Raw genomic sequence first — 14,517 nt, forward strand, 5'->3', positions numbered from 1 at the left:
TAGCAAGCAGAGGTCACACGCCCTGCTGGAAGTCCTGCGGCATGTCCTTGAACTTGGAGTTCGCGCCGAGGAACGCCAGGTTGAACGTCTCGGTCGGACCGTTGCGGTGCTTCGCCATGATGATGTCGGCCTCGCCCGGACGGTCCTCCTTGTCGTAGAAGTCCGGCCTGTGCACGAGGAACACCACGTCGGCGTCCTGCTCGATGGAGCCGGATTCTCGCAGGTCGGAAAGCTGCGGCTTCTTGTCGTTGCGCATCTCGGGGCCACGGTTCAGCTGCGAAAGCGCCACGACCGGCACCTCGAGCTCCTTGGCGAGCAGCTTCAGCGCTCGCGAGAACTCGGAGACCTCCTGCTGTCGGCTTTCGACGGCCTTGCCGGAGCTCATGAGCTGCAGGTAGTCGATGACGACGAGCTTCAGGTCGTTGGTCTGCTTGAGCCGGCGACATTTCGCGCGGATCTCCATGAGGCTCATGTTCGGCGAATCGTCGATGAACAGCGGGGCGTCGTTGAGCTTGCCCCAGAAGTTGTTCAGCGTGTTCCAGCGTTCCGGCGTGATCTCGTCGGCGCGGCGCAGCGCGCCCAGCGGAATGTTCGTCTCGGCGGCGATGATGCGCTGCGCGAGCTCGTTCTTGCTCATCTCCAGGGAGAACACGACGGTGGTCATATGCTCGTGCAGCGCCGCATGGCGCGCGAAGTCGATGCCCAGCGTGGACTTGCCCATGGCCGGTCGGCCGGCGACGACGATCATCTGGCCGGGTTGCAGGCCCTGCGTCACGTCGTCGATGTCGCGGAATCCGGTGGGCACGCCCTTCTGGATCAGGCCGTTCTGCAGGGCGTCGAGCTGGTTGAGCGTGTCCTCGACGACCGGTCCGATGGCCTCGTAGTCCTGCCGCACCTTGCCCACGCTCATCTCGTAGACCTCGGCCTGGGCGAGGTTCACGATGTCCTCGGCCTGCGAGCCTTCGGCCGAGTAGCCCATCTGCGCGATCTTCGTGCCGGCGGCGATCACGTTGCGCAGGATGGCGCGCTGGTGCACGATGTCGGCATAGTATGTGGCGTTCGCGGCGGTCGGCACCGATGCGACGAGGCTGTGTAGGTAGTCCGCGCCGCCGACCTTGTCGAGGTTGCCCTCCTTGAGCAGCTCGTTGGCCACGATCACCGCGTCGACCGGCTGCGAGGCGGAGAACAACGTGATGATGGCGTCGTACACCGTCTGGTGCTTCGGCTGGTAGAAGTCGGTGACGTCGATCATCTGGCTGACCTCGCCGATGGCGTCCTTGCTCATGAGCATGCCGCCGAGCACGGCCATCTCCGCGTTGTCGTCGTGCGGCGGCACGCGGTCGAAGATCGGGTCGCGGTCGCCGTCCGCCCTCGAACCGTTTCCGGCGCGGTCATTCCTCTCAAACGTCTGTTCAGCCATGGTCCCGATTCTAGGAACGCCATGGCGGCAATCGCCGGATGTACGCATATCACTCGCGGAATCATTGCATTACGCGCGCATAGGAGAGTTCACACTGCAGACGGTGTTTCGTGGGATGAACGGCAGATGATGTTGCGTTTACTCTGTCGTAACCCGGCAATGGGGAAATCCCCAATGATTCGCGCTGTTATCCACAAGATGTGGATAAAAATAGTGAGTTATCCACATTTCAGGCGTGTCGTCGTGGATAACACCCATGGTTTTCCACACAATGGGGATAACCGTGTGGAAAACTTGGGGATAAGCATGTGCATATGGGCGGCCGAATTGACAACGCCGCCATCGCATTGTATTGCACATCAATCGAAAAACCTCACATTGTTCATGTTCGATTCATCGTTTCGCCGTCGATAGCCATGGGTGCTGATAAACCGTTAGAGGCTGACGGAGGGAGAGGCATGACGACGCAACACGACGACATCACGGCGGACGGGACGCGAGGCGCCACCGCACGCAGACTCGCGGCGCTGGCGATTCCCACGTTCGGCCAGCTCATCGCCGAACCGACGTTCATCCTCATCGACACCGCCATCGTGGGCCATATCGGGGATGCGGCGCTTGCGGGCCTTTCCATCGGCTCGACCATCATCCTCACGGCGGTGGGACTGTGCATCTTCCTCGCATATTCGACCACCGCGCAGGTGGCACATCTGCTTGGCGCCGGCAGGCGACGCGAGGGACTGCAGGCCGGCATCGACGGACTGTGGCTGGCGCTGCTCATCGGCGTGGTGCTGGGCGTCGGCCTGTTCGCCGGCGCGGAGCCGCTGTGCCGCGCGCTCGGCGGGCAGGGCGCGGTGCTCGACCAGGCAGTGCGGTATACGCGGGCCGTGGTGCTCGGCGCCCCCGGCATGCTGCTCGTCTATGCGGCGAACGGCATCTTCCGCGGCCTGCAGAAGGTGCGCATCACATTGGTGGCGGCGATCGCCGGCGCGGTGGTGAACACGGTGCTGGAACTGCTGTTCGTGCTCGTGTTCGGCTGGGGCATCACCGGATCGGGCGCGGCCACGCTGATCGCGCAATGGTTCATGGGGCTGTTTCTGGTGGTGCCGGCGGTGCTCTGGTCGCGCGCCGACGGGGTGAGCCTGCGTCCGCAATTGGCCGGCATCGTGGCGGCCGGCGGCGACGGACTGCCGCTGTTCATCCGCACGCTGGCGATCCGCGCGACCATGGTCATGACGGTGGCGAGCGCCGCCCGCATGGGCACGCATGTGCTCGCCGGCTTCCAGGCCGTGAACTCCTCGTGGAACTTCGCGATGAACGTGCTTGATTCCGTGGGCATCGCCGGTCAGACGCTGGTGGGTGCGGCGCTCGGCGCACGCGACTGGCGTCGGGCCCGCTCGCTCACGCGGGCTACGGGCCTCGCCGGACTGGTCGTCGGCACGGTGCTTGGTCTGGCGTTCGCGCTCGTCGGCCTGTTCGCCGGGCATTTCTTCTCCCCCAGTCCGGCGATCCAGCTGCTTACGGCCGTCGGCATGGTGACGATGGGATTGTTCTTCCCGCTGCAGGGCTGGATGATGGCGCTTGACGGCATCCTCATCGGCGCACGCGATTTCCGCTATCTTGCGGCCACATGCACGGCCACGGCCGTCGTCTACATCGCCGCGTTGTTCGCGGTCGTACGGTTCGTGGTGCCTGCGCTGCCGAACGACCTGGCGCGCACGGCGGTGCTGTGGCTGGCGTTCAATATCGTACTGATGGGCGGGCGCGGCCTGGCCAACGGCCTGCGCGCCCGGGGTGATGCGTGGATGAAATAGAAAAAACAGCTGGCGAGGCACTCCCCCTCAGTCACGGCCTTCGGCCGCGACAGCTCCCCTCCGTCGGGAGGGGAGCCATGAGCAGACCGCCCGTCTTTTCCGGCTCCCCCTTTCAGGGGGAGCTGTCAGGCAAAGCCTGACTGAGGGGGTAGCGCGCCGCCTACTGCGCGGCCGTCTGGGAACGCTGGGCGCGCACGGCGTCGGCCCTTGCGGCGCGGTACATCGCGCCGACGAGCGACGCACGCCACTTCGACCATCCGTATTTCTTGGTGATCTGCTCGCCGGCGGTCGCGCCCAGCGACGAGCCGTCGGCACGCGTGAGATCGAACAGCATGTCGAGCATCAGCGGGTCGTTGCCGAGGCGCGCGGCCAGTTCCTCGGTCGCCTGCTCGTCGTCGGGGCTCTTCGTGGAGGCGAACTCCGAAAGCGTCAGATGCTCGCGCACCAGCGTCGTCACCATATCAATGGTCTTCTCGTCGAACAGCATGCGCTTCATGATCGCCGGCACGTGGCGCGCGCCCTCGGCCGCATGGTCGCTGATGCGGGGGCGCTTGCCGATGTCGTGCAGGATGCCGGCCATGAGCAGCACGGTGTAGTGCTCGTCGTCGTAGCGCTCGCCGGTCGGTGCGCTGCGGTCGAGTCGCGACACCACTTCGACCATGTGCCGGTCGATGGTGTAGCGGTGCGCGGCCGAGGCGGACGGACGGTTGCGGATGCCCAGCCATTCGGGGATCAGACGGCCGGGGATGTCGACGAAGTCGAGCTCCTCCCACGTGCGCAGCAGCGCCGGTCCGGTGGCGAGCAGCCTTACGAAGCGGTCGCGTGATTCGGGCGTCCACGCGGTGTCGCGCAGGGCGCAGCGCTTGATGTTCGTCAGCGTGCCCGGAGCGATGGGCAGATCGTTTTCGGCGGCGGCGACGGCCACGCGCAAAGCGAGCGTACGGTCCTTGGTCGGGTCGGCGCCGGGCGCGAGCACGGCCTCGCCCTCATGCCTGGCCACGCCTTCGGCGATGATGTCGAAGCGCGGCGCCTCACGCCGTCCGCCTCCGCGGGGCTGGAACATCTGGAAGAACGAGAACCGCGGCTGCTCGTGCGTGAGCGAATGCGCGGCGCGCGAGGCCGTGGAGTCGAGTGCGAACGCGATGCGCCGGCCGTAGCGGGCGAGCACGGTCTGCATGTTCTCGATGGATTCGCCGTCGCGCTGGTCCGGGTCGGGGATGGTCGGGTCGCTCAGGCCCATCATCTTCGCCACCTTCACCTGATAGGCGGGCAGCAGCATGTTGGTGTCCTTGTTCGCGGCCAGGTGGATGCAGTCGCGGGCGTCGAGCAGGTGTTCGACGGCATCGTCGTAGCTGCCGTGCGGACGGTCGGCCAGCCACGAGGTCGCCAGCGCGGAGACGAGCACGGTGTCGCGCAGGCCGCCGCGGGCCTCCTTGATGTCCGGCTGGTTCAGATACGGCAGCTGGCCGAAGCGGTCGAAGCGTTCCTTGGCGGAGTCGGTGAGTTCGGGCAGGCGCTTGCGCGCGGCCTTGCGCCAGCGTTCGAGGATGGAGTCGGCGGTCCGGCGAATCAGGTCGGTGTCGCCGGCGACGGGCAGCACGTCGAGCCATCCCATCGCGGCGGGCAGGTCGGAGTCGGTCACGGCCTCGCACTGCTGCCGCGTACGGACGGAATGGTCGAGGTCGAGACCGGAATCCCACAGCGGATACCAGAGCTTGTCGGCCAGTTTGGTCACGTTCGCATCGGAGATCGCATGCGAGTCGTAGATGAGCACGAGGTCGAGGTCGGAGCAGGGGCCGATCTGGCGTCGGGCCAACGAGCCGACGGCGGCGAGTCCGACGCCGTGGTCGGGGGCGTCGGCGCCCATCGACGCGATGGCGTCCGCCCACAGCTGCCGCAATGATTCGAGTACGATGTCGACGCGCCTGGCGCGCTTCGCGGCGCCGTCGCGATATACGCCGTCATCGTCCGGCTGGCTGACAGCGACCAGCTTTGCTTTGAGACCATCCACTGCAGAGGCCATTATCCTGTCCGTTTCTCCTAAAAATATCGAAAGTCCCCGTGACGGCGAACCGTCGCGGGGACCTCTTTCATCAATCAGAACGGTCAGAGCGGTACTCGACCGGTCTGACAATCAGATTGCGGCGGAACCGGTCTCACCGGTGCGGACTCGCGTGACGGAGTCCAGCGGGGCGACCCAGATCTTGCCGTCACCGATGGTGCCGGTGCCGGCCGCCTTGGAGATGACGTCGACAAGGGTTTCGGCGTCGGCGTCGTCCGACAGCACCTCGACGCGAATCTTCGGGATGAGGTCGACCGTGTATTCGGCACCGCGGTAGATTTCGGTGTGGCCGCGCTGACGGCCGTAGCCGTTGGCCTCGGAGACCGTCAGACCGTGAACGCCGGCGGCTGCGAGAGCTTCCTTGACTTCGTCGAGCTTATGCGGCTGAATGATTGCGGTGATGAGTTTCATCTCACTTCACTCCCTTCAGGATGGAGCTGGCAGTACCAGCGAAATCGTAAGCACGCTCGCCCTGATCCGCCAAGTCGATGCCGCCGACTTCCTGGGCCTCGGTGACGCGCCAGCCGACGGTCTTCTCGAGGGCGAAGGAGATGATGGCGGTGATGACGCCGGAGTAGAGGATGGCGACGAGGGCGATGACGACCTGGACCAGCAGCTGCTTGTAGTCGCCGCCGGCGAACAGGCCGGTGCCTTCGCCGAAGAAGCCGATGAGGACGGTACCGGTGAGACCACCGACGCCGTGCACGCCGACCACATCAAGGGAATCGTCGTAGCCGAGCTTGAACTTCACGCCGACGGCGAAGCAGCACAGGATGCCGGCGATGAAGCCGAGGACCATGGCCCACAGCGGGGAGACCACATCGGCGGCCGGGGTGATGGCGACCAGGCCGGCGACCATACCGGAGGCGGCGCCCATGGCGGTGTAGTGGCCGGAGCGGATCTTCTCGGTGAACAGCCAGCCGAGCGTTGCGGCGGAGGTGGCGGCGGTGGTGGACATCCAGGCGTAGCCGGCGGTGCCGTTGGCGCCGAAGGCGGAACCGGCGTTGAAGCCGAACCAGCCGAACCACAGCAGGAAGGCGCCGAGCATCACGAACGGCACGTTGTGGGGACGGAACGGCTCCTTCGGGAAGCCCTTGCGACGGCCGATGATGAGCACGGTGACCAGCGCGGCGACTGCGGCGTTGATGTGGACGACGGTACCACCTGCGAAATCATGGGCGGCGGCGCCGAGGGCCGTGGAGATCGGGCCGTCGGGAGACAGCAGGCCGTGGTTCCACACCATGTGGGCCATCGGGGCGTAGTCGAACGTGATCCACAGGGCCACGAAGATCATCCAGGTGCTGAACTTCACACGTTCGGCGAGCGCACCGGTGATCAGTGCGACGGTGATCATGGCGAACGTGACCTGGAAGCTCACGTCGATGCTGTGCGGGTAGGCCGCGTCCTTCACATCGACCGAGCCGAAGACGCCGTCCGTGGCGACCATCGTGTCCTTGAGCAGGAATCCCGAGGCGGGATCGCCGAAGATTCCGGCGACGTCAGTGCCGGCGTAGGCGATCGACCAGCCCCACAAAGTCCAGATGACACCCGTGACGGCGAGTGCCGCGGTGGAAAGCATAAGCATGTTCAGGATGGCCTTGGCTCGAACCATGCCACCGTAGAAGAACGCCACACCCGGCGTCATGAGGAAAACCAGGGACGCTGACGTCAACATCCATGCTGCATTACCGGTGTCCATGAATACCTCCCTCTCTCTTGTACAACTCCCGATCTCTTCGGTCGGGTCTTACTGTCCGTTTCGTTGTTTCGGTCCCGCCCATGGCGAGAACCATCGTCTGTATGAAACGACGCTCGGATTTCCCCAGCAATTACGCCGTGTTACGGAGGTGTTAACCGAAACGGGATTCGTTACATTGCCCAGGTCGTGTTTTCACGATCGTCGGACGACCGAAAACGTTGCAATTCGTATGAAGGAGGATAATATTCGGCCCCGCCGCGGCGATGACGCCGCATGCGGGGCCGATAATGGATACGGGTTCGCATTATGGCATCGGAATGATGTCCATAATGCGAAACCGAGCGTCTGCTCAGCCGAGAATGCCGTCGACGAAGCCTTCCGGATCGAACGGGGCGAGGTCGTCGGGGCCTTCGCCGAGGCCGATGAGCTTGACGGGCACGCCGAGCTCCTTCTGCACGCTGATGACGATGCCGCCCTTGGCGGAGCCGTCGAGCTTGGTGAGCACGATGCCGGTGATGCCGATGGCCTCGGCGAACACCTTGGCCTGCGCCATGCCGTTCTGGCCGGTGGTGGCGTCGAGCACGAGCAGCACCTCCTCGACCGGCAGCGTCTTCTCGGTGACGCGGCGGATCTTGCCGAGCTCGTCCATGAGGTTCGCCTTGTTCTGCAGACGGCCGGCGGTGTCGATGATGAGCACGTCGGCGTTCTGCTCCTTGGCGGCCTTTGCGGCCTCGAAGGCCACGGACGCGGGGTCGGCGCCGTCCTTCTCGCTGCGCACGACGGGCACGTTCACGCGACGGCCCCAGGTTTCGAGCTGGTCGGCCGCGGCGGCGCGGAACGTGTCGGCCGCACCCATGACGACCTTCTTGTCCTCGGCGACGAACAGGCGGGCGAGCTTGCCGGCGGTGGTGGTCTTGCCGGTGCCGTTGACGCCGACCATCATGATGACCGACGGGCCGGCGTCGGCCGGGCGCGGACGGCTGGCGTTGAGCGAACGGTCCATGTCGCGGCCGACGAGGTCGAGCAGACGGTCGCGCAGCATGCCGCGCACGGCCTCGGGCGTCTTCTCGTCGTTGACGCGGGCGTCCTTGCGCAGTTCCTCGACGAGCTGTTCGCTCGCGTCGGCGCCGACATCGGCGAGCAGCAGCGTGTCCTCGACGTCCTCCCAGTCGGATTCGGAGAGGTTGTCCTTGGTGAGGATGGAGAACAGGGCCTTGCCGAACGGGTTGGCGCTGTTGGCGAGACGGGACTTGAGTCGGGTCAGGCGGCTGGCGGCGGGCTCGGGCTTGACGACCTCGGCCTTGGGGGCGGGAGCGGGCTTCTCCTCGGGCTCGGTCGGTTCGGGCTCGGCGGCAGGCTCTTCCTCCGCTTCGGTCTCAGGCTCCGCAGCAGGTTCCTCTTCCGGCTTCCGCTCCGTCTCTACGGCAGGCTCGGATTCCGGTTCGGTCTCGGCCTCGGGCTCAGAAGGCTTTCCGGTTTCGGCCGGCTGTTCCTCGGTCTCGGCCGGCTTGGCCTCGACGGGCTTTACACCTTCCGCCTGCTGGGATTCGGTCGCCGGCGGAGGAACGGCGGCGCCACTCTGCTTTTTGCGATTGGCCACAACGGCGACGATCGCGACGATCGCCACCACGGCAACAATGCCGATAATCAATAACGTCATGCTATCCATACCCCCAACCCTATGTGTCGGAGAGGATAATCACGGCGAAAACCCAAATCGTGGGCGTCCGATTCCACGGCCGGCAATCACAGCCAAAACCCAAACCGTGGATTCACACCGTTTACGGAGCGACGGCCTTCCATCAATCACCGTTTCGGCAAGGCCGAAACCCGCAGACCGCCGTTCGGTGCTTTCAACGCTACTTGGCGGGCCTGCCCTCGGATTCGGCCCCATCACCGGCGACGGCCGCGCCCTCGTTTCCCTCGCCCTCGACGGCGGAGCCGTCGCGCAGCGCATGGACCTCCAGCACGGAGGAATGGTTCACGTAGACCGGCGTCTCATCGGTGGCGTCCGGTTCGCGGCCGGCCGCGTCGGAACGCGAACCGGACGGGGTGAAGGCGATGCGCGTGCTCACCACGCGTGGCTTGCGCGGCCCCGACTCCTCGGGATGCTGCATCGTGTAGAGAAAATCACTGCCATGCGAATCGCGACGTGCCTGACGCAGGACGAACACGATCATCAATACGACTATGGCAATCCATAGGACAATCACAATAAGCATCGGCATACGGTATATTGTGGCAGTTTTTCACGATTCCTCCAGCAGAACGCGCCAATCATCGCCGCTTGTTTACAAGACGGCGCACGGAACGACACGCAAACACACGGCCGGACGCGCGGCGAAACGCCTGCGCGTGGCCACGACCGCAATGACAACCGCTCGTGGACAATGGAACATATGAGCGGTACTTCCAGAATGACGGCATGGCAGCGGCGCGAGCAACTCATCGCCGTAGGGCGGTCGCTCTTCGCGGCGAAGGGCTTCGAGGCGGTGAGTGTGGAGGAAATCGCCGCCACGGCGAAGGTGAGCAAACCCATCGTGTACGAGCATTTCGGCGGCAAGGAGGGCCTGTACGCCGTCGTCGTCGACCGTGAGATGCAGACGCTCACCGAATCGGTGATGGAGACGCTCTCCCGTCCTGCGCAGGGCTCACGCCAGATCGTGGAGAACGCGGCCATGGCGTTCCTCACGTATATAGAGGAGCACACCGACGGATTCCAGGTGCTGGTGCGCGACCGCCCGACCACCGACCCGTCCGGCTCGTTCAATTCCCTGCTTGGCGACGTGAGCATCCGCGTGGAGGACCTGCTCGTCACCGCGTTCAAACGTCATAAGATCCCAGCGAAGGGCGTGCCGTACTATGCGCAGATGCTCGTCGGCATGATGGTGTTCACCGGCCAGTATTGGGCCACGCATCGCAAACTCGGCAAGGACCAGCTCGCCGCATACATCGTGAACCTCGCGTGGAACGGCCTCTCCAGCATCGAGGCCAAGCCGACCCTGCGTTACGTCGGCAGCAACATCGACAGGAAGGCCGCCAACGCGACGGATTCCGCCTCCGCCAGTGTCGATTCCAACGTCACGTCCACCGCATCCGATGGACGACGTGCTGACGACGACGAAATCACGCCCACATCCATCTCAACGGATTGACGGCGATGGATTGCGTCGCAATTCTTGGCATATTGCAGCGTAATCCATCAGAATCCGCCCTTTCTCCATGGATTACGATGCATTTTGTCGAAAAAACGTCGTCGTCCATCACGATTTCCGTTCTCTAATTCCAGAATCGTTGAAATTGCAACGTTGTAAAAAATCCGATACGTCGATTTTGATGGACCGCAACGCATTTCGTCGAAAATGCAACGGATTCCATCGAACACCGGCAATCAGACCCCAACGAACGGATTCCTTCGCGTGACAGCCTCCTGCGCTAGGCTCGGTCGTATGGAGTTGCAGTTGATTGACGAGCACGATTACGCCAGGACGATGACCGAGACCGTGCTGCCGGCGTTGGCGGCCTGCCGCAGCGAGGGATGGATGGAGCCTTCGCATGACGCCGACCTCGCGCCGTTGGATTCGCTGCGAACGGCCCCGACTCCGAGGCAACCGAAGCGCGGCACGCCCGGCAGCCCGATCTTCGGCGAGCACGGGGAGCTGGCCGAGGTCATCAACAACGCCAAGGAGGATATCAAGGCCGACGCCAGCGCCAAGGCCGACGCCATCCGCATCCGTAACGTCAACGTCAACGACAGCCCGACCAACGCACGCTTCGCCGAGGACGCCAACGTCGGCGCCGGCAACGCCGACCGTGCCGCGGCGAAGGCCGTCGACCATACCGGCCAGCTGCATTACGTCTGCTACGACGCCGCCAAGTTCGACGCCGTCCGCGAGCACGGGGCCACGGCCACGTTCCGCGGCGCCGTCGTGATCTCGCATGGCTTCACCGAGTTCGCCGAAAGGTTCGCCGAACTGGCATGGTATCTGCTGCTCGACGGCTTCAGCGTCTGCATCCTCGAACACCGTGGCCACGGGTATTCGCCGCGCGACGTCGAGGATGAAAGCCTCGTATGGATCGACGACTGGCATCGCTACGTCGACGATCTTGCGAAGTTCTGTTCGACAATCGGCCAGGATTATGCGCTTGGCTCGCCGCTGTACCTGTATGGTCATTCGATGGGCGGCGGCATCGCGGCGGCGATGCTGGAACGCTACCCCACGATCATCGACAAGGCGGTGCTCTCCGCGCCGATGATCGCCCCGAAGACCGGCATGCCGCTGTGGCTTTCGCCGTGGATCGTGGAACTGGCGTGCGCCGTCGGGTTGAGCAAGCATATCGCGCCCACGCAGCAGTATTTCAGCGAGGATTTCGACGAGCAATTCTATCGCGGTCTGAGCCTGCCGCGTGCCCGCTGGGTGCATGACCTGCGCGTGAAGCATCCCGAATACCATACGAATGCGGCCACGTTCGGCTGGGTGCGCGAGGGACTGCGCATGTACCGGTCGGTGCTGCGGCCGTCGGCGTGCGCCGAGGTGGAGGCGCCGCTGCTGGTGTTCCAGGCCGACAACGACTCGTATGTGCTGCCGCAGCCGCAGAACCGCTTCGTCTCGCTCGTTCGTGCCGGCGGATGCCCGGCGCAGCTGGTGCATCTCAGGGGCTCGCGCCACGAGATGACGACCGAACGCAACGAGATCATGCGGCAGTACGTCGGCCGGATTCTCAAGTTCCTGCACACCCCGCTGGCCGAGGAGTAGGGCTACATGATCCCGCTGGTGATGTTGTTGTCGAGCAGCCACTGGCGGGTGTCGTCGAACTCGCTCAGGCTCACGGCGTGGTCGAGCTTCGGATATTCCTTGAGCTTGAGGTACGTGTTCTCCTCCAGCCATGCGCTCAACGCGTTGTGCTGGTTGCGCGGCACGACCTGGTCCTTGTCGCCGAACGCGAAGAACACCGGGATCTCAAGCGCCGCAAGCGCATTGTCGTAGGGCGCGGTGCCGGCGACGATGCCCGGCGCCATGAAGCCGGAAAGGCATACGACCGCGCGGTATCGCCTGGGGTTCGTGCGCAGCAGGTGCACGGCCACGAGCCCGCCCTGCGAGAATCCGAGCGGCACGATTTCGCGGTCGGCCGGAACGTTCTCCGCCACCCAGTCGTTCACGGCCTTCGCGGCGGCGTAGGCGTCGTAGTCGAGGTCCTCGCCGGTGGGCACGGAATCATGCAGCCAGGTGTAGCCTTCGGGGGCGTATTCGGCGAACTGCGGCGGCATCGGCATGGGCGCGCGCAGCGACACGTAGTCGTTGTAGGGCGCAATGTAGCCCATGAGGTCGGCGATCTCCTGCTCGTTCGACCCCCAGCCGTGCATGATGAGGAACATCGGCTTGGCGGGGTTGGCCTTGCCGTCGCCGCGCGACCATTGCGCGTGCGTCACCGTAAGCGGGTCTCCGAAATGGCCGGGCACTACGTCGGACTCGCGTCCAATCAGATTCGTCTTCTCGTCGTTAGTCATACAACCACTATATGTGCCGGCAATCGCGACGACATTCCACAATATGTGCCGTTGGTCACAGTTGCGGCGGCGCATGGACCGAGGCGCGCCGCATGGGCCGCACGGCCTGCGTGACGTACGTCCTACATCAGCTTGGTGCTTTCAAGGTTGCGGATGATCCAATCGTTCAGCCGGATCACCGGCTTGCGCAGCACGAGGCCGAGCAGCAGCGACGGGATGATGAACAACGCCAGCATGACCAGCTCACGCCAGTATTCCGTGCCGTACGACCCGGCCATCGCCGCATGCATGGCGGCGATGCCGTGGGGGAACGGCAGGAACGGATACAGCGCCTGGAAGAACGGCGGCAGCGTCTCTATCGGGAACGTGCCGCCCGAGCCTGCCACCTGCATGACGAGCAGCACCACGGCGATGGCCTTGCCGATGTCGCCGAACGACAGCGCCAACGTATAGGTGATGTTCGAGAACACGATGCCCGAAACAAGGCACACCAGCAGGTACTTCATCGGATCGATGGCCTGCACGCGCAGATAGTACAGGTCTCCGCACGCCACCAGCGCGCTCTGCAACGCCGCCATCACCGCGAACGTCAGGTATCGGCCGAAATACTCCTCGTGCAGCCGCAGCGGAGGCAGGCCGTGATGCGCACGGCAGCGGACCAGGCGGTCGTCCATCATCGCCCGGATGTCATCGCGGCCGCGGTCCGACATCGCCACCTTCATCATGGCGACGAGGATGATGGACCCGACCCAGATGGACAGGATCGTGTAGAACGGCGCCATCGCCGAACCGTAGTTCGCGATGTGGTAGACGGCCACTCGGTCGAGCTTCACCGGCGACGACAGCAGCGTGGCAAGAGTGTCGGCGTCGACGTTGGTCAGACTGCCGAGTTTCGCGGGGTCGCCGTTGTTGTAGAACGCCACGAGCTGGTTGCTCAGGGTCTGCAGACGGTCGGACGCGGCGGCGAGGCGCTTCGACGAACGGTCGAGCAGCGTGCGAATGGAGGCGATGGAGGTCGAGGCGTCGCCGGATACGCCCTGCAATCCGTCGACCGTCGTGGCGAGATCGTCGGCCACGGCGCGCGTCTGCGTGTTGAGGTCGCCGATCGACGACGCCAATGCGTCGAGCTTCGGCTTCAGGTCGGCCTCGTATGAATCCTTCACCGTCGTGATGGATTTCTTCGCCGACGCCACCTGCTGCTTGAGCGTCTTGCGCTGCGCGGCCGCGTCGTCGACGCCGGACGCCAGCGAAGCCTTGGCCTTGCGCAGGCCCGCGGCGAGGTCCTTCTGCGTCTGCCGTGCGTTCTTCGCGGCGTCGAGTACGGCGGCCAGCGCCTTGTCGGAGGCCTCGTCGGCCGCCGTATCGCCGCCGACGCCGTTCTTCTGCAGGTCCTCGAGCGCGGCGATCAGATCGTCGTATCCGCCGGACGACGTGTCGACGCGTTTGGCGAGCGCCTCCAACTGCGTCTGCGCGGCGTCGGATTGCTTGCCGATGGCGTCGAACGACGCGTCGAGTTGTTTGTCGACGGCGTCGTAGCCGGCCGCGCTCTGCTTCAGCGACGTGTTGAGCACGTCGGCCGTGCCGCCGAGCGCATCGTCCAGCGATTTGACGCCCTGCACGGCCTGGTTCAGGCCCTTCTTCGCGCCGTCGACCGACGAGCCGGACGATGCGATCAGACTGTTCGTGGAGGCGATGATGTCTTCCGACGCCTTGAGCAGCTTCGAATACGACGCCACCTGCGCCGATGCGCCGCTGAGCTGGCGTCCCATCGTGTTGATGTGGCCGGTGGCCGTGCTCACGTAGTTCTTCATCTCGTCGCTGTTCGAATATCTGAGCAGCGTCGACATGAGGTCGATGCCGACCTCGCCGATGGTCTTCGAGAACGTGCTGTCGATCTGGCTGACGATGGTGGTCGCGCCCTGGTCGGTGATATGCGGCGCGATGGCGTTCGCCTTCTCGTTGAGATAGTACTTGAGCTGCGTATGCCTGACCTCGGGCGAGAACAGCGTCATC

At 64.6% G+C, this 14,517-nt stretch carries 11 protein-coding genes; 3 read left to right on the plus strand and 8 right to left on the minus strand.

The features are described from left to right. Positions 1-13 precede the first annotated feature (13 nt). Positions 14-1,420: a replicative DNA helicase gene (dnaB, locus tag GFD18_RS08755; protein ID WP_100511655.1), complete on the minus strand. Its 1,407-nt coding sequence runs from the start codon at positions 1,418-1,420 to the stop codon at positions 14-16. A gap of 458 nt (positions 1,421-1,878) precedes the next feature. Here dnaB and GFD18_RS08760 point away from each other — a divergent pair, with 458 nt between their 5' ends. Then, positions 1,879-3,234: an MATE family efflux transporter gene (locus GFD18_RS08760; protein WP_163200544.1), complete on the plus strand. Its 1,356-nt coding sequence runs from the start codon at positions 1,879-1,881 to the stop codon at positions 3,232-3,234. A 160-nt stretch (positions 3,235-3,394) separates the two neighbouring features. On the opposite strand, the gene GFD18_RS08765 is transcribed toward GFD18_RS08760, so the two are convergent. The 5 genes from GFD18_RS08765 to GFD18_RS08785 all read right to left on the minus strand — a co-directional run bounded on the left by GFD18_RS08765 (position 3,395) and on the right by GFD18_RS08785 (position 9,175). Beyond that, the gene (locus GFD18_RS08765) at positions 3,395-5,257 is read right to left on the minus strand and encodes a [protein-PII] uridylyltransferase family protein (RefSeq protein ID WP_163200543.1); all 1,863 of its coding nucleotides are present in this window, start codon (positions 5,255-5,257) and stop codon (positions 3,395-3,397) included. A gap of 111 nt (positions 5,258-5,368) precedes the next feature. After that, the gene (locus tag GFD18_RS08770) at positions 5,369-5,707 is read right to left on the minus strand and encodes a P-II family nitrogen regulator (RefSeq protein WP_094663137.1); all 339 of its coding nucleotides are present in this window, start codon (positions 5,705-5,707) and stop codon (positions 5,369-5,371) included. Position 5,708: 1 nt separating this feature from the next. Next, a complete protein-coding gene (locus GFD18_RS08775; protein WP_100511658.1) occupies positions 5,709-6,995 on the minus strand; it encodes an ammonium transporter in 1,287 nt (428 codons plus the stop codon). Positions 6,996-7,344: 349 nt separating this feature from the next. Continuing rightward, the gene (ftsY, locus tag GFD18_RS08780) at positions 7,345-8,664 is read right to left on the minus strand and encodes a signal recognition particle-docking protein FtsY (RefSeq protein ID WP_163200542.1); all 1,320 of its coding nucleotides are present in this window, start codon (positions 8,662-8,664) and stop codon (positions 7,345-7,347) included. Between the two features lie 190 nt (positions 8,665-8,854). Next, a complete protein-coding gene (locus GFD18_RS08785) occupies positions 8,855-9,175 on the minus strand; it encodes a hypothetical protein (RefSeq protein WP_163200541.1) in 321 nt (106 codons plus the stop codon). A 237-nt stretch (positions 9,176-9,412) separates the two neighbouring features. Here GFD18_RS08785 and GFD18_RS08790 point away from each other — a divergent pair, with 237 nt between their 5' ends. Both GFD18_RS08790 and GFD18_RS08795 read left to right on the plus strand, forming a co-directional pair. After that, positions 9,413-10,150 (plus strand): TetR/AcrR family transcriptional regulator, encoded by a 738-nt coding sequence (locus GFD18_RS08790; protein WP_163200598.1) that lies wholly within the window; start codon positions 9,413-9,415, stop codon positions 10,148-10,150. Between the two features lie 306 nt (positions 10,151-10,456). After that, entirely contained in the window at positions 10,457-11,752 is a 1,296-nt protein-coding gene (locus GFD18_RS08795) for an alpha/beta fold hydrolase (RefSeq protein WP_163200540.1), read from the plus strand. 2 nt (positions 11,753-11,754) lie between these two features. Here GFD18_RS08795 and GFD18_RS08800 read toward each other — a convergent pair whose 3' ends face one another. Both GFD18_RS08800 and GFD18_RS08805 read right to left on the minus strand, forming a co-directional pair. Beyond that, entirely contained in the window at positions 11,755-12,504 is a 750-nt protein-coding gene (locus GFD18_RS08800; protein ID WP_163200539.1) for an alpha/beta hydrolase, read from the minus strand. A gap of 122 nt (positions 12,505-12,626) precedes the next feature. Beyond that, the coding region (locus GFD18_RS08805) for a YhgE/Pip domain-containing protein (protein ID WP_163228272.1) at positions 12,627-14,517 on the minus strand (1,891 nt) is incomplete at its 5' end.

Origin of the sequence: Bifidobacterium saimiriisciurei (assembly GCF_010667655.1) — a bacterium.
In the GTDB taxonomy this organism is placed as follows: Bacteria; Actinomycetota; Actinomycetes; order Actinomycetales; family Bifidobacteriaceae; genus Galliscardovia; species Galliscardovia saimiriisciurei.

What these genes read in the sequence shown, in the direction of transcription:
- dnaB (WP_100511655.1), bottom strand. Translation starts at nt 1,420, where the DNA reads ATGGCTGAACAGACGTTTGAGAGGAATGACCGCGCCGGAAACGGTTCG.
- GFD18_RS08760 (WP_163200544.1), top strand. Translation starts at nt 1,879, where the DNA reads ATGACGACGCAACACGACGACATCACGGCGGACGGGACGCGAGGCGCC.
- GFD18_RS08765 (WP_163200543.1), bottom strand. Translation starts at nt 5,257, where the DNA reads ATGGCCTCTGCAGTGGATGGTCTCAAAGCAAAGCTGGTCGCTGTCAGC.
- GFD18_RS08770 (WP_094663137.1), bottom strand. Translation starts at nt 5,707, where the DNA reads ATGAAACTCATCACCGCAATCATTCAGCCGCATAAGCTCGACGAAGTC.
- GFD18_RS08775 (WP_100511658.1), bottom strand. Translation starts at nt 6,995, where the DNA reads ATGGACACCGGTAATGCAGCATGGATGTTGACGTCAGCGTCCCTGGTT.
- ftsY (WP_163200542.1), bottom strand. Translation starts at nt 8,664, where the DNA reads ATGGATAGCATGACGTTATTGATTATCGGCATTGTTGCCGTGGTGGCG.
- GFD18_RS08785 (WP_163200541.1), bottom strand. Translation starts at nt 9,175, where the DNA reads ATGATCGTGTTCGTCCTGCGTCAGGCACGTCGCGATTCGCATGGCAGT.
- GFD18_RS08790 (WP_163200598.1), top strand. Translation starts at nt 9,413, where the DNA reads ATGACGGCATGGCAGCGGCGCGAGCAACTCATCGCCGTAGGGCGGTCG.
- GFD18_RS08800 (WP_163200539.1), bottom strand. Translation starts at nt 12,504, where the DNA reads ATGACTAACGACGAGAAGACGAATCTGATTGGACGCGAGTCCGACGTA.